This is a genomic window from Mycobacterium sp. NGS41 (assembly GCF_059812725.1).
This window is the reverse complement of record NZ_JCALDF010000004.1, coordinates 105,121-127,945: the sequence shown is the minus strand read 5'-3', so window position 1 is coordinate 127,945 and position 22,825 is coordinate 105,121. Positions and strand designations below refer to the sequence as shown.

The 22,825-nt window shown below is 64.4% G+C and carries 23 protein-coding genes; 8 read left to right on the top strand and 15 right to left on the bottom strand.

Annotation, left to right across the window (positions count from 1 at the left end; translation table 11 throughout):
* Window positions 1–5 precede the first annotated feature (5 nt).
* The 3 genes from dmpG to AC5Y21_RS06010 all read right to left on the bottom strand — a co-directional run bounded on the left by dmpG (window position 6) and on the right by AC5Y21_RS06010 (window position 2,948).
* Entirely contained in the window at window positions 6–1,064 is a 1,059-nt protein-coding gene (gene dmpG / locus AC5Y21_RS06020) for a 4-hydroxy-2-oxovalerate aldolase (protein ID WP_499910402.1), read from the bottom strand.
* Window positions 1,065–1,116: 52 nt separating this feature from the next.
* The gene (locus AC5Y21_RS06015; RefSeq protein ID WP_499910400.1) at window positions 1,117–2,043 is read right to left on the bottom strand and encodes an acetaldehyde dehydrogenase (acetylating); all 927 of its coding nucleotides are present in this window, start codon (window positions 2,041–2,043) and stop codon (window positions 1,117–1,119) included.
* Window positions 2,044–2,162: 119 nt separating this feature from the next.
* The gene (locus AC5Y21_RS06010) at window positions 2,163–2,948 is read right to left on the bottom strand and encodes a 2-keto-4-pentenoate hydratase (protein ID WP_499910398.1); all 786 of its coding nucleotides are present in this window, start codon (window positions 2,946–2,948) and stop codon (window positions 2,163–2,165) included.
* A gap of 83 nt (window positions 2,949–3,031) precedes the next feature.
* Between AC5Y21_RS06010 and kstD the strand changes: the two genes are divergently transcribed.
* Together kstD and chsH3 are read left to right on the top strand one after the other, a co-directional pair.
* Window positions 3,032–4,726, top strand: a complete 1,695-nt coding sequence (gene kstD / locus AC5Y21_RS06005; protein WP_499910396.1) for a 3-oxosteroid 1-dehydrogenase — start codon at window positions 3,032–3,034, stop codon at window positions 4,724–4,726.
* A gap of 1 nt (window position 4,727) precedes the next feature.
* Window positions 4,728–5,588 (top strand): enoyl-CoA hydratase ChsH3, encoded by an 861-nt coding sequence (gene chsH3, locus AC5Y21_RS06000; RefSeq protein ID WP_499910394.1) that lies wholly within the window; start codon window positions 4,728–4,730, stop codon window positions 5,586–5,588.
* Window positions 5,589–5,651: 63 nt separating this feature from the next.
* Here chsH3 and AC5Y21_RS05995 read toward each other — a convergent pair whose 3' ends face one another.
* The 7 genes from AC5Y21_RS05995 to AC5Y21_RS05965 form a co-directional block, all read right to left on the bottom strand.
* Window positions 5,652–6,491 (bottom strand): type IV toxin-antitoxin system AbiEi family antitoxin, encoded by an 840-nt coding sequence (locus AC5Y21_RS05995; RefSeq protein ID WP_499910392.1) that lies wholly within the window; start codon window positions 6,489–6,491, stop codon window positions 5,652–5,654.
* Between the two features lie 116 nt (window positions 6,492–6,607).
* Window positions 6,608–7,789, bottom strand: a complete 1,182-nt coding sequence (ltp2, locus tag AC5Y21_RS05990) for a 17-hydroxy-3-oxo-4-pregnene-20-carboxyl-CoA lyase (protein ID WP_499910390.1) — start codon at window positions 7,787–7,789, stop codon at window positions 6,608–6,610.
* Window positions 7,789–8,190 carry a MaoC family dehydratase gene (locus AC5Y21_RS05985; protein ID WP_499910388.1) on the bottom strand — a complete coding sequence of 134 codons (402 nt, stop codon included), beginning with the start codon at window positions 8,188–8,190 and terminating at the stop codon, window positions 7,789–7,791. Before AC5Y21_RS05985 ends, ltp2 begins: the two co-directional genes overlap by 1 nt.
* A complete protein-coding gene (locus AC5Y21_RS05980; protein WP_499910387.1) occupies window positions 8,187–9,140 on the bottom strand; it encodes a bifunctional MaoC family dehydratase N-terminal/OB-fold nucleic acid binding domain-containing protein in 954 nt (317 codons plus the stop codon). Before AC5Y21_RS05980 ends, AC5Y21_RS05985 begins: the two co-directional genes overlap by 4 nt.
* Window positions 9,137–10,300 carry an acyl-CoA dehydrogenase FadE29 gene (gene fadE29, locus AC5Y21_RS05975; RefSeq protein ID WP_499910385.1) on the bottom strand — a complete coding sequence of 388 codons (1,164 nt, stop codon included), beginning with the start codon at window positions 10,298–10,300 and terminating at the stop codon, window positions 9,137–9,139. Before fadE29 ends, AC5Y21_RS05980 begins: the two co-directional genes overlap by 4 nt.
* Window positions 10,285–11,361: an acyl-CoA dehydrogenase family protein gene (locus AC5Y21_RS05970; protein WP_499910383.1), complete on the bottom strand. Its 1,077-nt coding sequence runs from the start codon at window positions 11,359–11,361 to the stop codon at window positions 10,285–10,287. The genes fadE29 and AC5Y21_RS05970 overlap by 16 nt, the downstream gene beginning before the upstream one ends.
* The gene (locus AC5Y21_RS05965) at window positions 11,361–12,614 is read right to left on the bottom strand and encodes a cytochrome P450 (protein ID WP_499910381.1); all 1,254 of its coding nucleotides are present in this window, start codon (window positions 12,612–12,614) and stop codon (window positions 11,361–11,363) included. The genes AC5Y21_RS05970 and AC5Y21_RS05965 overlap by 1 nt, the downstream gene beginning before the upstream one ends.
* 171 nt (window positions 12,615–12,785) lie before the next feature.
* On the opposite strand from AC5Y21_RS05965, the gene AC5Y21_RS05960 reads away from it, so the two are divergent.
* Window positions 12,786–13,949 (top strand): steroid 3-ketoacyl-CoA thiolase, encoded by a 1,164-nt coding sequence (locus tag AC5Y21_RS05960; RefSeq protein ID WP_499910379.1) that lies wholly within the window; start codon window positions 12,786–12,788, stop codon window positions 13,947–13,949.
* 67 nt (window positions 13,950–14,016) lie between these two features.
* Window positions 14,017–14,463, top strand: a complete 447-nt coding sequence (locus tag AC5Y21_RS05955) for a nitroreductase family deazaflavin-dependent oxidoreductase (protein WP_499910377.1) — start codon at window positions 14,017–14,019, stop codon at window positions 14,461–14,463.
* Between the two features lie 43 nt (window positions 14,464–14,506).
* Here AC5Y21_RS05955 and AC5Y21_RS05950 read toward each other — a convergent pair whose 3' ends face one another.
* On the bottom strand, window positions 14,507–15,412 hold the full coding sequence (locus AC5Y21_RS05950) for an SDR family oxidoreductase (RefSeq protein ID WP_499910375.1): 906 nt from the start codon (window positions 15,410–15,412) through the stop codon (window positions 14,507–14,509).
* A 13-nt stretch (window positions 15,413–15,425) separates the two neighbouring features.
* A complete protein-coding gene (locus tag AC5Y21_RS05945; RefSeq protein ID WP_499910617.1) occupies window positions 15,426–16,184 on the bottom strand; it encodes an SDR family oxidoreductase in 759 nt (252 codons plus the stop codon).
* Between the two features lie 86 nt (window positions 16,185–16,270).
* Here AC5Y21_RS05945 and echA20 point away from each other — a divergent pair, with 86 nt between their 5' ends.
* From echA20 to ipdC, 4 genes are all read left to right on the top strand, one after another.
* Window positions 16,271–17,029 (top strand): (7aS)-7a-methyl-1,5-dioxo-2,3,5,6,7,7a-hexahydro-1H-indene-carboxyl-CoA hydrolase, encoded by a 759-nt coding sequence (echA20, locus tag AC5Y21_RS05940; RefSeq protein WP_499910373.1) that lies wholly within the window; start codon window positions 16,271–16,273, stop codon window positions 17,027–17,029.
* Between the two features lie 80 nt (window positions 17,030–17,109).
* Complete coding sequence (ipdA, locus tag AC5Y21_RS05935) at window positions 17,110–17,994, top strand: cholesterol ring-cleaving hydrolase subunit IpdA (RefSeq protein WP_499910372.1); 885 nt, start codon at window positions 17,110–17,112, stop codon at window positions 17,992–17,994.
* Complete coding sequence (gene ipdB, locus AC5Y21_RS05930) at window positions 17,991–18,740, top strand: cholesterol ring-cleaving hydrolase subunit IpdB (protein WP_499910370.1); 750 nt, start codon at window positions 17,991–17,993, stop codon at window positions 18,738–18,740. Before ipdA ends, ipdB begins: the two co-directional genes overlap by 4 nt.
* Window positions 18,740–19,807: a (3aS,4S,5R,7aS)-5-hydroxy-7a-methyl-1-oxo-octahydro-1H-indene-4-carboxyl-CoA dehydrogenase gene (ipdC, locus tag AC5Y21_RS05925; protein WP_499910369.1), complete on the top strand. Its 1,068-nt coding sequence runs from the start codon at window positions 18,740–18,742 to the stop codon at window positions 19,805–19,807. The genes ipdB and ipdC overlap by 1 nt, the downstream gene beginning before the upstream one ends.
* 92 nt (window positions 19,808–19,899) lie before the next feature.
* Here the strand turns inward: ipdC and AC5Y21_RS05920 are convergent, their stop codons facing one another.
* The 3 genes from AC5Y21_RS05920 to kstR2 all read right to left on the bottom strand — a co-directional run bounded on the left by AC5Y21_RS05920 (window position 19,900) and on the right by kstR2 (window position 22,805).
* Window positions 19,900–20,769: a PDDEXK-like endonuclease domain-containing protein gene (locus AC5Y21_RS05920; RefSeq protein WP_499910367.1), complete on the bottom strand. Its 870-nt coding sequence runs from the start codon at window positions 20,767–20,769 to the stop codon at window positions 19,900–19,902.
* 111 nt (window positions 20,770–20,880) lie between these two features.
* The gene (gene fadA6, locus AC5Y21_RS05915; protein WP_499910366.1) at window positions 20,881–22,041 is read right to left on the bottom strand and encodes a steroid 3-ketoacyl-CoA thiolase FadA6; all 1,161 of its coding nucleotides are present in this window, start codon (window positions 22,039–22,041) and stop codon (window positions 20,881–20,883) included.
* A gap of 161 nt (window positions 22,042–22,202) precedes the next feature.
* Complete coding sequence (gene kstR2 / locus AC5Y21_RS05910; RefSeq protein ID WP_499910364.1) at window positions 22,203–22,805, bottom strand: TetR family transcriptional regulator KstR2; 603 nt, start codon at window positions 22,803–22,805, stop codon at window positions 22,203–22,205.
* Window positions 22,806–22,825 lie beyond the last annotated feature (20 nt).

Genomic DNA, 22,825 nt, shown 5'->3' with positions numbered 1-22,825 from the left:
CTGCACTACGGCGAGACTGCAGCCCCGCTTTCCTGCTCCCGCTTGATCTCCAGCGCGATATCGATGAGCTGATCCTCCTGGCCGCCGATGAGCTTGCGCTGACCGGCCCGGTGCAACAACTGGTGGGCGGGCACCCCGTAACGTTCAGATTGGCGCACCGCGTGCTTGAGGAAGCTGGAATAAACCCCGGAATACCCCATGATCAGCGCGTTGCGGTCAAGCAGGCATTCGGCCGGCATGGCCGGCCGCACCACGTCTTCGGCGGCGTCGGCGATGTCGAAGAAGTCGATGCCGGTCTTGACGCCGATCTTGTCGAACACACCAATCAGCGCCTCCACCGGCGCGTTGCCCGCACCGGCGCCGAACCGACGGCAGGAGCCGTCGATCTGCTTGGCGCCCGCGCGGACGGCCTCGACCGAGTTCGCTACCCCCAACCCCAGGTTTTCGTGGCCGTGGAAGCCGACCTGGGCGTCGTCGCCGAGTTCGGCGACCAGCGCCGCGACCCTATCGCGCACCCCTTCCAGAACCAGCGCTCCGGCGGAGTCGACGACATAGACGCATTGGCAGCCCGCATCAGCCATGATGCGGGCTTGGGCGGCCAATTTCTCCGGCGGAATGGTGTGAGCCATCATCAGGAACCCGACGGTTTCCAGGCCCAGCTCGCGGGCCAACCCGAAGTGCTGGATCGACACGTCAGCTTCGGTGCAGTGCGTGGCGATTCGGCAGATCGACCCGCCGTTATCCTGGGCCTCCTTGATGTCCTCCTTGGTGCCCACGCCGGGCAGCATCAAAAAGGCGATCTTGGCCTCTTTGGCGGTTTCGGCGGCAAGCTTGATGAGCTCCTGTTCGGGGGTCTTGGAGAACCCGTAGTTGAAGCTCGAGCCGCCGAGGCCGTCACCGTGTGTGACCTCGATGACGGGCACGCCCGCGGTGTCCAGGGCAGCCACGATGGCGCCCACCTCGTCCTTGGTGAACTGGTGGCGCTTGTGGTGCGATCCGTCCCGCAGAGACGTGTCGGTCATCCGGACGTCCCAAATCGGGTTGAAAAAGACGTCGGTGCTCATTGGTGCCACTCTCCTACCCCGGCTACGCCCGCATCATCGTCATCGGCGCGACTCATACCTGCACCCCCGTCACCGACAAGGTTTCTTTGGCGATCTCTTCGCCCACTTTCGTGGCCGCGGCGGTCATGATGTCGAGGTTGCCCGCGTACGGCGGCAGGTAGTCGCCAGCGCCCTCGACCTCGACGAACGTGGTGACCACCGCCTGACCACCGGAGTTGATCGACGGCTCGTCGAACTGAGGCTCGTTGAGCAGCCGATAACCCGGCACGTAGGTCTGCACCTCCGCCACCACCTCGTGGATGGAGGCGGCGATCGCGTCCCGGTCGGCGTCCTCAGGGATGGCGCAGAAGATGGTGTCGCGCATGATCATCGGCGGGTCGGCGGGGTTCAAGATGATGATCGCCTTACCTCGAGCCGCTCCGCCGATAGTTGCGACGCCCTTGCTCGTCGTCTTGGTGAACTCGTCGATGTTGGCCCTGGTGCCCGGCCCGGCCGAGACCGACGCCACCGACGCGACGATCTCGGCGTACGGCACCTCGACGACGCGAGACACCGCATACACGATCGGAATGGTCGCCTGGCCCCCGCAGGTGATCATGTTCACGTTCGGCGCGTCCAGATGCTCGCGCAGGTTGGCCGGCGGGATCACCGCCGGGCCCACCGCGGCCGGTGTCAGATCGATGGCCCGGATGCCCGCGGCCGCATACTTCGGCGCCGCGTCCCGGTGCACGTAAGCGCTGGTGGCCTCGAATACCAGGTCAGGTTTGTCAGGCTGGGCCAGCAGCCAGTCGACCCCTTCGTGTGTCGTCTCCAGACCCAGCTTGCGGGCGCGTGCCAGGCCTTCACTTTCCGGGTCGATGCCCACCATCCAGCGCGGTTCCAGCCAGTCCGACCGCAGCAGCTTGTAGAGCAGGTCGGTGCTGATGTTTCCTGACCCGACGATGGCTACTTTTAAGGCCCCATTTGCCTTTGACGGCATGTTGCTCCCTTATTCAATGGTCGCGACCCGCTGCGCCCGGCTACGCCGCGCTTGCGATCGCTCGTTATTCAATTGGTCGCGACCCGCTGCGCCCGGCTACGCCGCGCTTGCGATCGCTCCTATTCAAACGACAACCGAACTGAGCCCAGTCCGGCGAAGTCAGCGACAAACTTGTCGCCGGCGCGCGCGTCGATCGCGCGGGTGCACGATCCGGGTAACACAATGTCACCTTTTCGCAGGCGTACCCCGAAGCTTTCCACCTTGCGGGACAACCACGCCACCGCGGTGACCGGATTCCCCAGCACCGCGTCGCTGCGGCCCTCCGCGACCACCTCTCCGTTGCGGGTCAGCGTCGCATCGACGGTCTTGACGTCGATGTCGGCCGGCGACACCCGCTCCGTACCCAGCACGAAACCCGCCGACGACGCATTGTCCGCGATGGTGTCGCAGAGCGCGATCTTCCAGTCCGTGATCCTCGTGTCGATCAACTCGATCGACGGGACCAAGGCCTCGGTCGCTGCCAGCACGTCCTCCTCGGAACACCCGGCTCCCGGCAGGTCTGCGGCCAATACGAAACCGACCTCAACCTCGACCCGCGGATACAGGTACCGTGCCGTCTTGACCGGGACGTCTTGGAAGACCTCCATCTCGTCGAGCAGATGCCCGTAATCCGGCTCGTCAACGCCCATCATCTGCTGCATCGCCTTCGACGACAGACCAACCTTGTGGCCCACCACCCGGGCCCCCTCCGCCACCCGCTGACGGATATTTATCAGTTGGATCTCGTAAGCGTCGACGACGTCGATATCAGGGTGGCCGGCCGTCAGCGGGGCGATCGGCTCACGGCTGCGCTCAGCCTGGGCCAAGTCGGCGGCCAGCTCGTCGCGAGTCGCAACAGAGAGCATTTGCCGAAGTCCCCTCGTCGTACCGGATTCGTGGTGACCGGGCCAGTAGCGCCCGACCCGGGCAATTCTATAACGTGTTCTACATGACAGCACAGGAGTACGACGTCGTCGTGGTCGGAAGCGGCGGCGCCGGCATGGTGGCTGCCCTCACTGCCGCCCATCGGGGCTTCTCGACGGTAGTCATCGAGAAGGCCCCGCATTACGGCGGCTCGACCGCGCGCTCGGGCGGCGGCGTCTGGATTCCCAACAACGAGGTTCTCCGGCGCGACGGGATCAAGGACACCCCCGAGGCGGCCCGCACCTACTTGCACGGCATCATCGGCGACATCGTCGAACCGGAACGCATCGACACCTACCTGCAGCGCGGACCCGAGATGCTGTCGTTCGTGCTCAAGCACACACCGCTGAAGATGTGCTGGGTGCCGGGCTATTCGGACTACTACCCCGAGGCGCCGGGCGGGCGCGCGGGTGGTCGTTCGATCGAGCCGAAGCCGTTCAACGCACGCAAGCTCGGCGTCGATGAGGCCGGACTCGAACCTGCCTACGGCAAGGTGCCGCTCAATGTGGTTGTGATGCAGCAGGATTACATGCGACTCAACCAACTGAAGCGGCACCCACGCGGAGTATTGCGCAGTCTGAAGGTCGGCGCCCGCACCATGTGGGCGAAGGCGACGGGCAAGAACCTGGTCGGGATGGGCCGAGCGCTGATCGGGCCGCTGCGGATCGGGTTGCAGCAAGCCGGTGTTCCGGTAGAGCTCAACACCGCGCTGACCGACCTCTACGTCGAGCACGGTGTGGTGCGCGGCGTCTATGTACGGGATACCTCCGGGTCGGAATCGGCTGAGCCACGGCTGATCCGGGCCCGGCGCGGTGTGATCCTCGGCTCAGGCGGCTTCGAGCACAACGAACAGATGCGGGTGAAGTACCAGCGTGCCCCGATCACCACCGAATGGACGGTCGGCGCGAAGGCCAACACCGGTGACGGCATTATCGCCGGCGAAAAGCTCGGTGCCGCGCTGGATCTGATGGAGGACGCGTGGTGGGGGCCGACGGTGCCGCTGGTGGGTGCACCGTGGTTCGCGTTGTCGGAGCGCAACTCGCCGGGATCGGTCATCGTCAACATGTCGGGCAAGCGATTCATGAACGAATCCATGCCTTACGTCGAAGCCTGCCACCACATGTACGGCGGGGAATACGGCCAGGGGTCCGGCCCGGGTGAGAACATTCCCGCGTGGCTGGTGTTCGACCAGCGGTATCGGGACCGTTACATCTTCGCGGGACTACAAGCCGGACAACGCATTCCGCGTAAGTGGATGGAGTCCGGCGTGATCGTACAGGCCGACACGCTTGAAGCGCTGGCCGGCAAGGCCGGCCTGCCGGTCGCTGAACTGGCCGCGACTGTGCAGCGTTTCAACGGCTTTGCGCGGTCAGGCGTCGACGAGGACTTCCACCGCGGCGAAAGTGCCTACGACAGGTACTACGGCGACCCGACCAACAAGCCCAATCCCAACCTCGGCGAGCTCAGCCATGCTCCCTATTATGCCGCCAAGATGGTGCCCGGGGATCTCGGTACCAAAGGCGGCATTCGCACCGATGTCCACGCGCGCGCACTCCGCGACGACGGCAGCATCATCGAAGGTCTCTATGCCGCAGGCAATGTCAGCGCTCCGGTGATGGGGCACACCTATCCCGGCCCCGGCGGAACCATTGGCCCGGCAATGACATTCGGCTACCTGGCGGCGCTGCACATCGCCGGTGTTGAGGCCGGAGGACGCTGAAATGCCAATCGATGTAGCGACCGCACTGGCCGCTGAGCTAGAGCCGATTGAATTCGCGTGGACCAGCAGCGACATCCAGCTCTACCACTTGGGACTAGGCGCCGGTTCGGATCCGATGAACCCACGCGAGCTGCGCTACCTGGTCGACAAGACGCCTCAGGTGCTGCCGACCTTCGGCAACGTCGCCGCCTCGTTCCACATGACCGAGCCCCCGACCGTCCAGTTTCCTGGCATCGACATCGAGCTGGCCAGGGTGTTGCATGCCAGCGAACGAGTGGAAGTGCCTGCGCCGCTGCCGCCTTCAGGGTCAGCGAAAGCCGTCACCCGGTTCACGGACATCTGGGACAAGGGTAAGGCCGCGGTGATCTGGAGTGAGACGAGGGTGACCGCACCCGATGGCACACTGTTGTGGACACAGAAGCGATCGATCTTCGCGCGCGGCGAGGGCGGCTTCGGCGGTGAGCGTGGGCCGTCATCATCCGACGCGGCGCCCGACCGGGCACCCGATGTCGAGTTGGCGATGCCGATTCTGCCGCAGCAGGCGCTGCTATACCGGCTGTGCGGCGACCGTAACCCGCTGCACTCCGACCCCGAATTCGCCGCTGCCGCAGGCTTTCCCCAGCCCATTCTGCATGGTCTGTGCACCTACGGCATGACCTGCAAGGCCATCACCGATGCTCTGCTGGACGGTGATGCCGGAGCCGTAGGCGCCTACGGGGCGCGTTTTTCTGGAGTCGCGTATCCAGGCGAGACGTTGCAAGTCAACGTCTGGAAGGACGAAGGCCGTTTCGCGGCAAGCGTTGTCGCGCCTTCGCGCGACAACGCCGTCGTGCTCTCCGGCGTCGAGCTGGTCCCCGCCTAACCCTCTCCCTTTGCGCCGAGCGTGACGCTGCAGTCACGTTCGAGCTCGAGCGTGACTGCAACGTCACAGTCGACGAGCACGGGCAGCGCGAACGCGGCAAAGGATTTCGGCGGGCCGATCCCCGGCGACAACCCGCACCAAGATCCAACCACGACGTTCGACCTTTTCCAGTCGCCGAACATCCCAGGTGTATTGCTGCCGAACATTACGGTGTTGCTCGCCGTCATACTCGATCGCGACCTTGAGGTCATCCCAACCCATATCGAGGTAAGCAAAGACATCACCAAACTCGTCGTAAACAGGAATTTGCGTCTGCGGCCTAGGTAAACCCGCCTGCACCAGGATTAACCGGAGCCAGGTCTCCTTCGGCGATTGTGAACCGGCGTCGACGAGATCGAGTGAAGCGCGAGCACGCTCAAGTCCGCGACGTCCTCGATGTCGGGCCGCCAGCAACTCCACATCCGCCTGCTTGAAGTCAGCAGCGCGGGCAAGGGCATCGAGAGCGGCTACCGCCGTTGTCAATGGATACCAGCAAGCAAGGTCAAGCGCAGTACGAGCTGGAGTCGTAACTGGAATACCGTCGATCATTTCGATCTCGTCGCTCGCGAGCCGGCCGCCCCAGATCTGCAGACCCGGCGTTGGGTGCCGGTTGTCATGAATGATGTCCACAGGCCGGCTCGGGTCCACCCAATCGCTGCCGTGCAATGCTGCGGCTGCGAACCCGGCGATGACCCCGCGGCGTCGCGACCACAGCCACGCCGCCTGAGCCCGCAGTGGGGCAGTCAGTTCTGTGCCTTCGCTGACGTACACGTCGCGGAACACACGCGTGTAGCGGCGCCGTAACTGGCTATCGGTCGCTATCCCAGCGGCGACTGCTTCGCTGCCGATGAACGGTTCCGCCATGGCGGCAGCGTGCCATGGAGAGTGCAACGCGTCACTTCACCGTGACGCTGCAGGCGCGTTCGGGCTCCACCGTGACTGCAACGTCACGCTCGGCGGGAAAACGAGACAGAGGAGCCTTAGCCCAAGATCAGGCCAGATGTCGGCACACCCGTGCCGGCGGTGACGAGCACATGCTCAACATCAGGCACCGGATTCACGGACGTGCCACGCAGCTGCCGGACGCCCTCTGCGATGCCGTTCATGCCGTGAATGTAGGCCTCGCCGAGCTGACCGCCGTGTGTGTTGATGGGAAGCCGTCCGCCCACCTCGATGGCGCCGTCGGCGATGAAATCCTTAGCTTCCCCTGGCCCGCAGAATCCCAACTCCTCCAACTGAATCAGCGTAAACGGCGTGAAGTGGTCGTAGAGCACCGCTGTCTGGATGTCGGTCGGCGAAAGGCCCGACTGCTCCCACAGCTGCCGGCCCACCAGACCCATCTCCGGCAGACCAAGCTCGGGCCGGTAGTAGCTGACCATCGTGTACTGGTCGGGGCTGGAGCCCTGCGCCGCGGCCTCGATGACGGCCGGACGTTGCTTGAGGTCGCGGGCACGCTCAGCAGATGTCACCACGATGGCGACCGCGCCGTCCGTCTCCTGGCAGCAGTCCAGCAGCCGCAACGGCTCAGCGATCCACCGCGAATTCTGGTGTTCCTCGATGGTTATCGGCTTTTCGTAGAAGTAGGCCTTCGGGTTGTGGGCGGCGTGTTTGCGGTCGGCCACCGAGATCGCGCCGAAATCCCGGCTCGTCGCGCCGGATAGGTGCATGTACCGCTGGGCGATCATGGCCACCTGTGCCGCCGGCGTCGAAAGGCCGTGCGGATAGGAGAATGCATTGTCCGCGGTAGTCGAATCGGCCTGTGCGCCAGCATCTCCCACCAGCCGGGTCTGTACCTGGCCGAATCGCATGCCGGACCGCTCGTTGAATGCCCGGTAAGCCACCACCACATCGGCCACTCCGGTGGCAACGGCCATCGCCGCGTGCTGGACGGTTGCGCACGCGGCACCGCCGCCATAGTGAATCTTGGAGAAGAACTTCAGCTCACCGATGCCGGTCGCACGCGCGACGGCGATTTCGGTGTTGGTGTCCATCGTGAAGGTGGTCAGCCCGTCGACGTCGGCCGGACTCAGGCCGGCGTCGTCCAGGGCGTCAAGCACCGCCTCCGCCGCCAGCCGCAGCTCGCTACGACCGGAGTTCTTGGAGAAGTCGGTGGCACCGATCCCCACGATGGCAGCTCGACCACTAAGTAAATCCGATGACATCAGGCGCCCCCGATCGTCAGGGTCACTGTCGCAACCACATGACTACCAAGGCTATTGGAGCCCAGCACCTTTACCGTGATCAGTCCGTCGTCGACGGCGGTCACCTCGCCGGAGAAGGTCACCGTGTCGTAGGCGTACCACGGCACCCCCAGCCGCAGGCCGATCGACTTGATCAACGCCGACGGGCCGGCCCAGTCGGTGATGTAACGCTGCACCAGCCCGGTGTCGGTGAGGATGTTGACGAATATATCTTTGGAGCCCTTCGCGACGGCTTTGTCGCGGTCGTGATGGACGTCCTGAAAATCGCGAGTTGCCAACGCGGTTGAAATGATGAACGTCGGGTCCCCATACAGTTTCAACTCGGGAAGCGTGGTACCCACTTCAACAACCGGCGCGCTCATGCGTCAGGCTCCCACGCGTACAGGCTCCATTCCGGGCCGGTGGCGCTGGCCGGGAAATCGATATAGGTTGCGCGAACGGGCATTCCGATCTTCACCTCGGCGTGCTCGACGTTGCGCAGCTCACCCAGCATCCGTACGCCCTCCTCCAGTTCCACCAGCGCGATGACGAACGGCAGAGTGCGACCCGGAACCTTCGGCGCATGGTGCACCACGAAGCTGAACACTGTGCCGCGCCCGCTGGACACCACGTAGTCGATCGCTGCCGATTTGTCCTGCCAAACCGCGGGCACCGGCGGGTGCTGCAGGCTGCCGTCCTCAGTCCGCTGGATCCGCAACTCGTGTGCCCTGACCCCTTGCCAGAAGAATTCGGTGTCGCGCGACGACGACGGGCGCATCATGGCATCGGCATCGAGGTCCTCCGGCACCGAGCTGGGTGCAGCGTCCGAGACGGGCTTGAATTTGAGGATGCGCCAGTTCATCTCGGCGACGTCCTCGTCGCCGACCCGCCAGATGATGTGCTGGTTGATGAAATAGCCCTCGCCAAGCGCGGTCTGCTTGGGCCCGACCACGTCACCCATCTCGGACGTGATGCTCACTTGGTCACCGGGCTGCAGATAACGGTGATAGGTCTGTTCGCAGTTGGTGGCGACCACACCGATGTACCCAGCGTCGTCGAACAGCTTCATCATGGGGCCCATGGCGTCGTCATCCGGACGCTGGCCGCCAAGTCCGAACATGGTCCACACCTGAATCATGGCCGGCGGAGCCACAATTCCGGGGTGGCCTTCGGCGCGAGCCGCAGCCTCATCCACATAAATCGGATTGCGGTCGCCGATGGCCTCGACCCAGTTGTTGATCATCGGCTGATTCACCGGATCGCGGGCTGCGCGTGGCTTGGCGTCGTCGGACGCCTTGATCTCGGCGACGGCCTCTTCGATAGACCGTGTCATCGAGGCACTCTCGGGACCTTGAGGCCCGACGCGGCGATCATCTCCCGCATCACTTCGTTGACTCCTCCGCCGAAGGTGATCACCAGATTGCGCTTGGTCTGAGAGTCCAGCCAGTTGAGCAGCTCCGCGGTGTCCGACTCGGCAGGGTTACCGTACTTGCCGACGATCTCCTCGGCGAGCCGACCGATGTACTGAATACGCTCCGTGCCAAACACTTTCGTCGACGCGGCGTCCGCCACATTGATGTCCTCGCCGGCGGCGGCCACCTGCCAATTGAGCAGCTCGTTGATCCGCCACATCGCGTAAATCTCCCCGAGCGCCCGCTTGACGTCATGGTGGTCGATCGGCGTGACACCGTCGCCACCGGGCTTGGACGCCCAGGCGTGCAGCCGGTCGTAGATGCCCGCAACCCGGCCGGCCGGGCCCAGCATCACCCGTTCGTTGTTGAGCTGCGTGGTGATCAGCCGCCAGCCGCCGTTCTCCTCGCCGACGAGCATGTCGGCCGGCACCCGCACGTCGTTGTAGTACGTGGCATTGGTGTGGTGGGCGCCGTCGGACAAGATGATCGGCGTCCAGGAGTAGCCCGGATCCTTGGTGTCGACGATCAGAATCGAAATGCCTTTGTGTTTGACGGCTTCCGGATCGGTGCGGCAGGCCAGCCAGATGTAGTCGGCATCATGGGCACCGGTGGTGAAGATCTTTTGGCCGTTGACGATGTAATGGTCGCCGTCGCGAACAGCGGTGGTACGCAACGACGCCAGGTCAGTGCCCGCCTCCGGCTCGGTGTAGCCAATCGCGAAGTGTACCTCACCGGCGAGAATGGCCGGTAGAAACTTCTCCTTCTGCATTTCGCTGCCGAACTGCTGCAGAGTCGGCCCGACCGTTTGTAGCGTCACCGCCGGCAACGGCACATCGGCCCGATGTGCCTCGTTGACGAAGATCGACTGCTCAATCGGCCCAAAACCCAGGCCGCCAAACTCCTTCGGCCACCCGACGCCGAGTTTGCCGTCCTTACCCATCCGGCGGATCACCGCGCGGTACGCCGCGTTGTGCCGGTCCTGCTCCATCGCCTTCATCTCGTCGGACGAGATCAGATTTGAAAAGTATTGCCGCAGCTCGGCTTGCAGCTGCCGCTGCTCCGGCGTCAGATCGATGAACATTGCGCTCCCACCCGGTCGTCTGCGTGGCGACCCGCAGCGCCCGGCTTCGCCGCGCTTGCGATCGCCACGAGATCTAGACGATACGAAGGCCCGCCCAGCAACCGGGCCAGGTCTTTGATCGTGGAGTAGTACCGATGCATCGGGTAGGTGATGTCCATGCCCATACCGCCATGTAGGTGGTGGCAGATCTGCATCACGGGCGGGGCCTGTGAAGCCAGCCAATACCCGAGCACGTCGAGGTCAGAATCGGCATCACGTCCCTCGGACAGCCGCCAGATCACCGCTTTGGCCGCCAAATCGATGGTGCGCGAAGCGATATAGACCTCGGCCAGCTGGGCCGCCACTGTCTGGAATGTCGACAGCGGCTTGCCGAACTGCTTGCGGTTGGCCACATAGTCGGCGGTCAACCGCAGCGCACCAGCCACCAGCCCGTCGGCATAGGCGCCGATCATCGCCAGCGCCAACTGGTTTACCCGCGTCGGCGATGCACCCGACAACACTTCGGAGTCAGCGACCGCCACGTCACTGAAGGTCACCGTGTACTCGTCGGAATCATTCGACGTCGGTGTCCGAACCAGCTGCACCCCATCGGCTTTCGACGACACCACCACGACCGCGCTGTCGGCCGTCACAAGCATCCATCCGGCTTGTTCGGCATATCCCACACCGACTTTGGTGCCCGACAACCGACCGCCGGCAAACGTAGCGGCGGGCCGGTCAGGCAGCGCCGCGCCCGGTTCGTTGAGTGCGGCCGTCAGCACCCCGCCTTTGACGACTCCGGCCAGGAACCGGTCCTGTTGCTCATCGGAGGCCAGGTCGAGCAGCGGCACCACACCGAGGCCCAGGGTTGCGAGCGCCGGCGTGATGGCGCCGAAGCGCCCCACTTCGGTCAGCACCGTGCCCACCTCGGACAGGCCGACGCCGTCGCCGCCGAGACGTTCCGGCACCGGTAGCGCGGTGACGCCGCCGTCGATAAGCGCCTTCCACGAGATGTCCCGGTCCAATACCGACGTGACTACGTCGGCGACGGCCTGCTGTGTCGCCGTGAGGTCGAAATCCATTAGTGATCCACCGGGCACTTTCCGGTGTAGTCGACCTGCCAGTGCTTGATGCCGTTGAGCCAGCCCGACCGCAGCCGCTCGGGCTTGGAGATCGGCTTCAGGTCCGGCATGTTGTCGGCGATGGCGTTGAAGATCAGGTTGATCGTCATCCGGGCCAGGTTGGCACCGATGCAGTAGTGCGCGCCGGTGCCGCCGAACCCGACGTGCGGGTTGGGGTCGCGCAAGATGTTGAACGAGTAGGGGTCCTCGAAGACCTCTTCGTCGAAGTTGGCCGACCGGTAGAACATCAGCACCCGCTGGCCCTTCTTGATCTGCACGCCGGACAGCTCGTAGTCCTCCAGCGCGGTGCGCTGGAAGGTGGTGACCGGGGTGGCCCAGCGGACGATCTCGTCGGCCGCGGTCGTCGGGCGCTCCTTCTTGTAGAGCTCCCACTGGTCGGGGAAGTCAGCGAACGCCATCATGCCCTGCGTGATGGAGTTGCGGGTGGTCTCGTTGCCGGCCACCGCGAGCATCACCACGAAGAAGCCGAATTCGTCGTCGGAGAGCTTCTCGCCGTCGATGTCGGCCTCGATCAGCTGGGTCACGATGTCTTCGCCGGGGTTCTTGGCCTTGTCTTCGGCCATCTTCATCGCGTACATGATCAATTCGGCGGACGACATCTTGGGGTCGATGTGGGCGAACTCCGGGTCGTCAGCGCCCGTCATCTCGTTGGACCAGTCGAAAAGCTTGCCGCGGTCTTCCTGCGGCACGCCGAGCAAACCCGCGATGGCCTGCAACGGCAGCTCACACGACACCTGCTCGACGAAGTCGCCGGAACCGGCCGCCGCCGCGTCCTTCGCGATCTTCTGGGCACGCTCCCTGAGCTCGTCCTCCAGGCGCCCGACGGCTCGCGGCGTGAACCCGCGCGAGATGATCTTGCGCAGCCGGGTGTGATGCGGCGCGTCCATGTTGAGCATGACGAACCGCTGAACCTCGATGTCCTCCCGAGCGATGTCGTTGCTGAACCGCGGGATCACCCCGTTTTCGTAGCTGGAGAACACGTCGCTGCGGCGGGACACCTCTTTGACATCGTTGAGCTTCGTGATCGCCCAGAAACCCCCGTCGTGGAAGCCTCCGCCCTCACCGGGAGCCTGCTCGTTCCACCAAATCGGGGCCGAGGAGCGCACCTCGGCGAACTCTTCGGCCGGAATCCGCTCGGTCCAGATGTCGGGGTCGGTGAAATCGAACCCGGGAGGAAGGTTGGGGGTAGCCACGCTGCTTCTCCTTACTACAGTTCTAGCTGACTAGCTGGGTGTCTGGTGGGGCCAGGACACTAGTTGTACTAGTGATGCTCTGTTGCCAGTAAAACATGCCTTCACCGCAGACAAAAGGCGTCGGAGCATCCTCGCTTGTCAGAGTAATGAAACGTGTTCTAGCCTGGCCCCATGGGTAACCCGGTAATTGTTGAAGCCACCCGCAGCCCGATCGGCAAGCGCAATGGCTGGTTGTCAGGACTGCACGCCACCGAGCTACTTGGGGCGACCCAAAAGGCGCTGGTCGACAAGGCGGGCATCGACGCGGGCGACGTCGAACAGATCGTCGGGGGCTGCGTCACTCAGTTCGGCGAGCAGTCCAACAACATCACCCGGGTGAGCTGGCTCGTCGCCGGGCTGCCGGAGCACGTCGGCGCCATGACCGTCGACTGCCAGTGCGGCAGCGGCCAGCAGGCCAACGGCCTGGTCGCCGGGCTGATCGCGGCGGGTGCCATCGACATCGGTATCGCGTGCGGAATCGAGGCCATGAGCCGCGTCGGCCTCGGTGCCAACGCGGGTCCCGACCGCAGCATCCTGCGGCCCGCATCGTGGGATATTGACCTGCCCGACCAGTTCACCGCCGCCGAGCGGATCGCCAAACGCCGCGGTATCACGCGCGAAGACATCGACGCGTTCGGCCTGGCCTCTCAGCAACACGCCAAGCGGGCGTGGGATGAGGGCCGCTTCGACCGGGAAATCTCGCCGATCGAGGCGCCGGTGCTCGACGAGCAGATGCAGCCGACCAGCGAACGCCACATGGTGTCCCGTGACCAGGGCCTGCGCGACACCACTCTGGAGGGCCTGAGCCAGCTCAAGCCGGTGCTCGAGGGCGGCATCCACACGGCGGGCACCTCGTCACAGATTTCCGACGGCGCGGCCGCGGTGTTGTGGATGGACGAGGACAAGGCCAAGGCACTCGGCCTGCGCCCGCGCGCCCGGATCATCAGCCAGGCCCTGGTCGGCGCGGAGCCCTACTACCACCTGGACGGCCCGGTGCAGTCGACGGCGAAGGTGCTGGAGAAGGCCGGAATGAAGATCGGCGACATCGACATCGTCGAGATCAACGAGGCGTTCGCATCCGTGGTGCTGTCCTGGGCACGGGTTCACGAGCCTGACATGGAACGGGTCAACGTCAACGGCGGCGCCATCGCGTTGGGCCACCCCGTCGGCTCTACCGGCAGCCGCCTGATCACCACCGCATTGCACGAGCTTGAGCGCAGCGACAAGAGCACCGCGCTGATCACCATGTGCGCTGGCGGTGCACTGTCCACCGGCACCATCATCGAACGGATCTAGCCCGGAGCTGGTCTTCGAACACAGCCGCCTACATCGACGCGCTGGTCAGTACTGAGCGGATGGTCAAATGGATAAGCCGAAACGACTGAATGATCCTCGCACCACCTTTTTCATCAAGTGGATGTCCCGGATCAATGCGTGGATGTACCGCAGCACCAACGGAAAGTTGGGCGGCACATTCCAGAAGAGTCCCGTCGCATTGTTGACGACGACCGGCCGCAAGACAGGTGAAAAGCGGGTGAGCCCGTTGATCTACCTGCGCGACGGTTCCCGCGTGATTGTGGTGGCTTCCCGAGCCGGCAGCGACAAGCACCCGCTGTGGTACCTCAACCTCAAGGCCGATCCAAAAGTTCAGGTGCAGATCAAGAATGAGGTGCTTGACCTGACCGCGCGGGACGCCACCGCCGAGGAACGCACCGAGTATTGGCCGCGATTGGTGGAAATGTACCCGAACTACGAGGATTACCAGTCCTGGACTGACCGGACGATCCCCGTCGTCATTTGCGAGCCCTGACGTTGTTGGCGCAGCGTCAACGGCGTGGCCCGCTCGCAAGAAGTTACGCCCCGTAGACGGGAACCGGCGGACGCGACTTGCCGAGCAGGTCCGCAACAACCGGCCCTAACTCGGCGGGATCCCATCGCGCGCCCTTGTCAACCTCCGGGCCGTGCGCCCAGCCCTCGGCGACGCGAATCTTGCCGCCCTCGACTTCGAACACTTTCCCTGTGACATCACGGGATTCGGCGCTGCCTAACCAGACCACCAGCGGCGAGATGTTCTCCGGCGCCATGGAGTCGAAATCTTGCTCCTGCGTTGCCATCATCTCGGCGAAGACGGTCTCGGTCATGCGGGTGCGCGCTGACGGTGCGATGGCGTTGACAGTGACGCCGTAACGGCCCATTTCGGCGGCGCCGACCAGTGTCATCGCCGCAATGCCGGCCTTGGCGGCGCTGTAATTACCCTGCCCGACGCTGCCCTGCAAACCCGCACCCGAACTGGTGTTAATGATCCGTGCGTCAACGCTTTTGCCCTCTTTGGACAGCCCGCGCCAATACGATGCGGCGTGGCGCATGGTGGCGAAGTGGCCCTTAAGGTGCACGGCGATGACGGCGTCGAACTCCTCTTCGCTGGTGTTGGCCATCATCCGGTCGCGAACGATGCCGGCATTGTTGACCAGAACGTCCAGGCCGCCGAACGTCTCGACTGCGCTCTGAATGAGCCCAGCCGCTTGCGTCCAGTCGGAGATGTCGGACCCATGGGCGATGGCTTCGCCACCGGCAGCGGCGATTTCGTCGACAACGCCCTGCGCGGCACTGCCGCCGCTGGCCGGTGATCCGTCCAGGCCGACCCCGATGTCGTTGACCACCACGCGCGCTCCTTCGGCCGCGAAGGCAAGCGCATGCGCGCGACCGATACCGCCGCCCGCTCCAGTGACGATGACCACGCGGCCGTCAACCACACCCATATTTCTGTCTCCTCTACTTGACCGCTCTGGCGGTCGTCGTCGCCAGGTAATGAGGCGGCTCGCCGCCGCCATGCACCTCTAGTGAAGCTCCGCTGATGTACGCGGCAGCATCTGATGCCAAAAACGCTGCGGCCCAACCGACATCCTCGGGTTTGGCCAGCCGGCCGAGTGGCACGTTCTTGGAGATCGCGGCGATCGACCCGGCGTCGCCGTAGAACAGGTCGGCCTGCTCGGTTTCGACCATGCCGACCACGCAGCAGTTCACCCGGACCTTGGGCCCCCACTCCACCGCGAGGGTCTGGGTGAGGCTTTCCAGCCCGGCCTTGGCCGCCCCGTAGGCGCCGGTACCCGGAGACGGTCGCCGGCCGCTGAGACTGCAGATGTTGACGATCGACCCGCCAGCGGGCTGCTCCTGCATCTTGTCGTTGGCGTACTGCGAAACCAGCAGCCCACCAATGAGATTGAGCTCGATGATCTTGCGGTTGAACTTCGGGGTGGACTCCGCGGTCAGCACGTACGGCGAGCCTCCGGCGTTGTTGACGGCGACGTCGAGCCTGCCGTGTTTGTCGACGATGGAGTCGATCAACGCCTTGACAGCCTCCTCGTCGCGAACGTCACAGGAGTGGAACTCATACGGCAGACCTTCGACCCCGCGGCGGGCGCAGGTCACCACGGTCGCGCCCTGTGCGGCAAAGACTGAACTGATCCCCTTGCCCACACCCCGGACACCTCCGGTGACCAGAACCACCCGTCCGGCCAATCCCAATCTGATGGCGCCGGCTGATTCGGGTTGGGTCACTGTGCTAGCGTACCAAGCAAGTGCTTGCTTAGGTAGCTGACCCCCCAGCAGGAAGTGCCATGACGATCACCTCCACAGTCACAGAACCGGGCATAGTCGCGGTCACCGTCGACTACCCGCCCGTCAACGCCATCCCGTCGCGCGGCTGGTTCGAGCTGGCCGACGCCATCAAGGCTGCCGGCGCCGATCCCGACACTCACGCGGTGATCCTGCGCGCCGAGGGCCGCGGCTTCAACGCCGGCGTAGACATCAAGGAGATGCAGCGTACTGAAGGATTCACTGCGCTGATCGACGCCAACCGCGGCTGCTTCGCCGCGTTCCGCGCGGTCTACGAATGCGCGGTGCCGGTGATCGCCGCGGTGAACGGATTCTGCGTCGGCGGCGGCATCGGACTGGTCGGCAACTCCGACGTCATCGTCGCCTCCGACGACGCCACCTTCGGGCTGCCGGAGGTGGAGCGCGGCGCGCTCGGCGCGGCCACGCATCTGTCCCGGCTGGTTCCGCAGCACCTGATGCGACGGCTGTTCTTCACCGCGGCCACCGTCGACGCCGCCACGCTGCATCACTTCGGCTCGGTGCACGAGGTGGTGCCCCGAGAGCAGTTGGACGACGCGGCATTGCGCGTGGCCCGCGATATCGCGGCTAAAGACACCCGGGTGATTCGCGCTGCCAAGGAGGCGCTCAATTTGATTGACGTGCAACGAGTCAATTCGAGTTACCGCATGGAGCAAGGCTTTACGTTCGAGCTCAACCTCGCCGGTGTGTCCGATGAACACCGCGACGCGTTCGCCGGTACGGCAAAGGGCAACAAGGAATAGCCGCCGACGACGATGCGGTGGGGGCGCCCCCAGCCGCGCAGCGGCGAGGGGGACGGAGCGATGAGGAGGAGCGGCGAATAATGACCGATAAAAGGACCACCCTCGACGATGCCGTGGCGCAGCTGCGCAGCGGCATGACGATCGGGATCGCCGGCTGGGGATCACGACGCAAGCCGATGGCATTCGTGCGCGCTCTGCTGCGCACCGACGTCACCGACTTGACAGTGGTCACCTACGGCGGACCCGATCTGGGGCTGCTGTGTTCGGCCGGCAAGGTCCGACGGGTCTACTACGGGTTCGTCTCACTGGACTCACCGCCCTTCTACGACCCATGGTTTGCCAAGGCCCGAACCAGCGGTGCGATCGAAGCCCGGGAGATGGACGAAGGCATGCTGCGCTGCGGACTGCAAGCGGCCGCCCAGCGGCTGCCGTTCCTGCCCATCCGCGCCGGGCTGGGCAGTTCGGTACCGGATTTCTGGGAAGGCGAACTACAGACGGTCACCAGCCCGTACCCTGCACCCGACGGCGGACACGAAACGCTGATCGCCATGCCCGCGCTGCGTCTGGACGCCGCGTTTGCCCACCTCAATCTCGGTGACAGCCAGGGCAATGCGGCCTACACCGGCATCGACCCCTACTTCGACGACCTCTTCCTGATGGCCGCCGAGAGACGCTTCCTGTCGGTGGAGCGCATCGTTTCCACCGAGGAACTGGTCAAAGCGGTTCCGCCGCAGGCGATGCTGGTGAACCGGATGATGGTCGACGGCGTCGTGGAAGCTCCCGGTGGTGCCCATTTCACCACCGCCGCGCCCGATTACGGCCGTGACGAGAAGTTCCAGCGGCACTACGCCGAGGCGGCCTCGACCGAAGAGGGCTGGCAACAGTTCGTGCAGACTTATCTCTCGGGCACCGAAGACGACTACCAAGCGGCCGTACGTAAATTCTGCGAGGAGGCCGCACGATGACCACCAGAGCCGAAGTGTGTGCGGTTGCTTGCGCCGAATTGTTCAGGGATGCAGGCGAGATCATGATCAGCCCGATGACCAACATGGCCTCGGTGGGGGCGCGACTGGCGCGACTGACGTTCTCCCCCGATATCCTGCTGACCGACGGCGAAGCCCAACTTTTGGCGGAAACCCCGGCGTTGGGAGAAGCCGGTGCCCCAAAGAGGATCGAGGGCTGGATGCCGTTCGGCCGCGTGTTCGAGACGCTGGCCTGGGGACGGCGCCATGTGGTGATGGGCGCCAATCAGGTTGACCGCTATGGCAATCACAACATCTCGGCTTTCGGGCCGTTGCAACAGCCGACCCGGCAGATGTTCGGCGTGCGCGGATCGCCGGGCAACACCGTCAACCATGCGACCAGCTACTGGGTGGGCAACCATTCCAAGCGGGTGTTCACCGACGCCGTCGATGTGGTCTCCGGAATCGGCTACGACAAAATCGACACGGACAATCCGGCGTTCCGGTTCGTCAACGTCTACCGGGTGGTGTCCAACCTTGGGGTATTCGACTTCGGCGGCCCGGACCGGACCATGCGGGCCTTGAGCTTGCACCCTGGTGTATCACCTGACGAAGTCCGCGAAGCCACCTCGTTCGAGGTGCATGGTCTCGACGGGGCCGCGGAATCCAGGCTGCCGACCGACGACGAACTGCGGCTGATCCGCGAGGTCATCGATCCAAAGACGCTGCGCGACAGAGAGATCCGCTAGTGAGGCTGCGCACGCCACTGACCGAACTGATCGGCATCGAACATCCGGTGGTGCAAACCGGGATGGGTTGGGTGGCCGGCGCCCGCCTGGTGTCGGCCACGGCCAACGCGGGCGGGCTGGGCATTTTGGCATCGGCCACCATGACGCTGGATGAGCTGGCGACGGCCATCGGAAAAGTCAAGGCCGCCACCGACAAACCGTTCGGGGTAAACATCCGCGCGGACGCCGCCGATGCAGGTGACCGCGTCGAGCTGATGATCCACGAGGGCGTCAAGGTGGCGTCGTTTGCCCTGGCTCCCCGGCAGGAACTGATAGCGCGGCTGAAAGAAGCTGGGGTGGTGGTGATTCCGTCGATCGGCGCGGCCAAACATGCACGCAAGGTCGCGGGGTGGGGCGCCGACGCGATGATAGTGCAGGGCGGCGAAGGCGGCGGGCACACCGGACCCGTTGCGACCACGTTGCTGTTGCCGTCGGTATTGGATGCCGTGCACGGCACTGATATTCCGGTTGTCGCGGCGGGTGGCTTCTTCGACGGGCGCGGGCTGGCGGCGGCGCTGTCCTACGGCGCTGCCGGGGTGGCGATGGGCACCCGGTTTCTGCTCACCTCGGATTCCACCGTGCCCGATGCGGTCAAGCGGCGTTATTTGGAGGCGGCGCTGGACGGCACCGTGGTCACCAGGCGTGTCGACGGCATGCCGCACCGGGTTCTGCGCACCGGGCTGGTCGAGAAGCTGGAGAGCGGTTCTAGGGCACGGGGTTTCACCGCGGCGGTACGCAATGCCGCGAAGTTCAAGCAGATGTCGCAGATGACTTGGCGGTCGATGATCACCGACGGGCTGGCCATGCGGCATGGCAATGATCTGACCTGGTCACAGGTGGTGATGGCGGCCAACACCCCGATGCTGCTGAAGGCTGGGCTGGTCGAGGGCAACACCGAGGCGGGGGTGCTGGCCTCAGGACAGGTGGCAGGCATCATCGAGGACCTGCCGTCGTGCGCCGAGCTGATCGAGTCGATCGTGCACGATGCCATCGAGCATCTCCGGACCGCCTCGTCGCTGGTGGAGTAGTCGCCGCCTCGCCTCGGCGCCTCTCTTGGCGCCGAGTGTGAATCGCGGGACGCGACACGCCGATTGAGCGTCGTGCGGTTCACACTCGGCGGTCACCAATGCAATCCCGCCGCCTGCATTGCGGCGACCACACGGGCGACGAAGGTGCCTGGGCGGTATCGCAGCAGGTCGCTGCTGACTCTGATGATCGTCCAGCCCAGATCCACCAACGCGCTAGAGCGGTCGATGTCCCGATCACGCACGGCAGGGTCTGTCCAGTGTTGCGGTCCGTCATACTCAATGCCGACGCGCAACTCCTCGTATCCCATGTCGACGCGCGCAACAAAGGCTCCGTAGTCATCGAAAACTCGTATCTGCGTCTGCGGTTTCGGCAGCTCCGCGTCGACCAAGATCAACCGCGTCCGTGTTTCCTGTGGAGACTCGGCTCCTCCGTCAACAAGCGACAATATCTGTCGTAGCCGAACCAAACCGCGCGTGCCCGGATGTTCGGCGATGACGGCCTCTACGTCGGTCAGCTTGACATCGGTCGCGTTCGCCAACGCATCAAGCCGCTGAACTGCATGCAGCCGCGAGGTTGTTCGCCTCCCAATGTCGAAAGCCGTCCGAGCCGGGGTAGTCACCGGGATGCCGTCAACCGTTAACGTCTCGTGTGGCGCCAACCTGTCGGTGTGAACGACGATTCGCAGTGGAGGCTTTCGATTGTCATGCACCAACTCGGCGTCGAGCGAAGGGCTTACCCACTTCGTGCCGAGTAGAGCCGCTGCCGAATTCCCAGCGACGACGGCTCGACGCTGCGACCATAACCAGGCCGCGTCTGCGCGCTCATTCACGGTCAGCTCAATGTCCCGCGGCACATAAACGGCCGGGTAGACCGGCTCGTAAACGGCGCGCATCGCCCGCTCCGGAACCGTCTTCGCTGTCAGCGCCTCCGAGCCCAAAAATGGCCAAGGGAGTTCGTCCATGAGCGAATGCTGGCATTACCCACCGACAACCCGTGCCGAGTGTGAATCGCGCGACGCGACACGCCGGGCAGGCGTCGTGCGGTTCACACTCGGCGGAACAGGAGGCGAAGGTTAGAGCCGCTCGATGATGGTGACGTTGGCGGTGCCGCCGCCTTCGCACATCGTCTGCAGACCGTAGCGGCCGCCGATGCGCTCGAGCTCATTGAGCATCGTGGTGAACAGTTTCGCCCCGGTGGCACCCAGCGGATGCCCGAGTGCGATCGCACCGCCGTTGGGGTTGACCTTCTCCGGATCGGCCTTAATCTCCTTGAGCCAAGCCAAAACTACCGGTGCGAACGCTTCGTTGATCTCGACGGTGTCGATGTCGTCGATGGAGAGCCCGGTCTTTTCCAGCGCATAACGAGTTGCAGGGATCGGCCCGGTCAACATGAACACCGGGTCGGCCGCGCGGGCACTGATGTGGTGGATGCGGGCACGGGGCGTCAACCCATGGGCTTTGACGGCTTGCTCGGAAGCCAGCAGTACGGCACTCGCACCATCAGAGATCTGACTGGCCATCGCTGCGGTCAACCGGCCGCCCTCGACCAACGGCTTCAGGCCGGCCATCTTCTCCAGCGACGACTCGCGCGGACCCTCGTCCACCCGGAATGGCCCGGATTCGGTTTCGACAGTGAGGATTTCGTTATCGAAGTGGCCACCCCGGATCGCAGCGAAAGCCCGCTCGTGGCTGGTCAGCGAGTACCGCTCCATCTCTTCGCGCGACAGGTTCCACTTCTCGGCTATCAACTCCGAGCCGCGGAACTGTGAAATCTCCTGATCGCCGTAACGATGCAACCACTGCTTGGATTCGCTGGTCGGCGAGGTGAATCCAAATTGCTCACCGACGGTCATCGCCGACGAGATCGGAATCTGGCTCATGTTCTGCACACCGCCGGCCACGATGACGTCGGCTGTGCCTGACATGATCGCTTGTGCACCAAAGGAAACCGCCTGCTGGCTGGAGCCGCACTGCCGATCTACGGTCACTCCGGGGACCTCTTCGGGGTAGCCCGCGGCCAGCCACGAGAGCCGGGCGATGTTGCCCGCCTGTCCCCCGATGGCGTCAACGCAGCCCGCGATCACATCGTCGACAGCGGCGGGGTCAACGTCAGCCCGGTCGAGCAGACCACGCCAGGCCAGGGCACCGAGGTCGACGGGATGTATCCCGGCCAGCGCGCCGCCACGCTTGCCAACCGCGGTACGTACAGCGTCGATGACGTACGCCTCTGTCATTGGTGTCGCTCCTCCTCATCACGTCGTTCTGCATCGTCGCCGACACGTGTCATTGGTGTCGCTCCTCCTCATCACGTCGTTCTGCATCGTCGCCGACACGTGTCATTGGTGTCGCTCCTCCTCATCACGTCGTTCTGCATCGTCGCCGACACGGGTCATCTTCAGACTCCTTCTTTCGTGATTCCGCCCAGAACGATGGCGAGATATTGCCGACCCACCTGCTCCGCGGTGAGCGGCCCGCCGGGTTGATACCAGCGGACCGACACCCAGGTGGTGTCACGGATGAAACGGTAGACCAGGTCGACGTCGAGGTCGGGCCGGAAGTAGCCCTCGTCGATGCCCTGGTTGAGGACTTCGACCCACATCTTGCGTTGTTGCCGGTTCATGTCCTCGATGTAGGAGAACCGGGGTTGCGATGACAGCCGCTGAGCTTCGTCCTGGTAGATGACGACCTGCGCATGCCGACGCTCGATGGCCTCAAACGATGCCATGAACAGGCCCTTGAGCCGCTCGAGCGGATTGGCCTCGCCATCGACGATTTCCCGATAGCGGGCGAACAACCAGTCCAGGAAACCGCGCAGCAACTCGTCGACCATTTCCTCTTTGGAGGAGAAGTGGTGGTACAGGCTGCCGGACAGGATCCCGGCACCGTCGGCGATGTCACGCACGGTGGTGGCCCGTAATCCACGCTCGGCGAACATTTCCGCAGCGAGCTCCAGCAACTCGTCTCGCCGGCTGTTGGCCGAACCGGTCACTCGGTCCACCCGCTCAGAGTATCAACCAA

Coding starts and splice junctions, on each gene's coding strand:
- dmpG (WP_499910402.1), bottom strand. CDS start 1,064: ATGAGCACCGACGTCTTTTTCAACCCGATTTGGGACGTCCGGATGACC.
- AC5Y21_RS06015 (WP_499910400.1), bottom strand. CDS start 2,043: ATGCCGTCAAAGGCAAATGGGGCCTTAAAAGTAGCCATCGTCGGGTCA.
- AC5Y21_RS06010 (WP_499910398.1), bottom strand. CDS start 2,948: ATGCTCTCTGTTGCGACTCGCGACGAGCTGGCCGCCGACTTGGCCCAG.
- kstD (WP_499910396.1), top strand. CDS start 3,032: ATGACAGCACAGGAGTACGACGTCGTCGTGGTCGGAAGCGGCGGCGCC.
- chsH3 (WP_499910394.1), top strand. CDS start 4,728: ATGCCAATCGATGTAGCGACCGCACTGGCCGCTGAGCTAGAGCCGATT.
- AC5Y21_RS05995 (WP_499910392.1), bottom strand. CDS start 6,491: ATGGCGGAACCGTTCATCGGCAGCGAAGCAGTCGCCGCTGGGATAGCG.
- ltp2 (WP_499910390.1), bottom strand. CDS start 7,789: ATGTCATCGGATTTACTTAGTGGTCGAGCTGCCATCGTGGGGATCGGT.
- AC5Y21_RS05985 (WP_499910388.1), bottom strand. CDS start 8,190: ATGAGCGCGCCGGTTGTTGAAGTGGGTACCACGCTTCCCGAGTTGAAA.
- AC5Y21_RS05980 (WP_499910387.1), bottom strand. CDS start 9,140: ATGACACGGTCTATCGAAGAGGCCGTCGCCGAGATCAAGGCGTCCGAC.
- fadE29 (WP_499910385.1), bottom strand. CDS start 10,300: ATGTTCATCGATCTGACGCCGGAGCAGCGGCAGCTGCAAGCCGAGCTG.
- AC5Y21_RS05970 (WP_499910383.1), bottom strand. CDS start 11,361: ATGGATTTCGACCTCACGGCGACACAGCAGGCCGTCGCCGACGTAGTC.
- AC5Y21_RS05960 (WP_499910379.1), top strand. CDS start 12,786: ATGGGTAACCCGGTAATTGTTGAAGCCACCCGCAGCCCGATCGGCAAG.
- AC5Y21_RS05955 (WP_499910377.1), top strand. CDS start 14,017: ATGGATAAGCCGAAACGACTGAATGATCCTCGCACCACCTTTTTCATC.
- AC5Y21_RS05950 (WP_499910375.1), bottom strand. CDS start 15,412: ATGGGTGTGGTTGACGGCCGCGTGGTCATCGTCACTGGAGCGGGCGGC.
- echA20 (WP_499910373.1), top strand. CDS start 16,271: ATGACGATCACCTCCACAGTCACAGAACCGGGCATAGTCGCGGTCACC.
- ipdA (WP_499910372.1), top strand. CDS start 17,110: ATGACCGATAAAAGGACCACCCTCGACGATGCCGTGGCGCAGCTGCGC.
- ipdB (WP_499910370.1), top strand. CDS start 17,991: ATGACCACCAGAGCCGAAGTGTGTGCGGTTGCTTGCGCCGAATTGTTC.
- AC5Y21_RS05920 (WP_499910367.1), bottom strand. CDS start 20,769: ATGGACGAACTCCCTTGGCCATTTTTGGGCTCGGAGGCGCTGACAGCG.
- fadA6 (WP_499910366.1), bottom strand. CDS start 22,041: ATGACAGAGGCGTACGTCATCGACGCTGTACGTACCGCGGTTGGCAAG.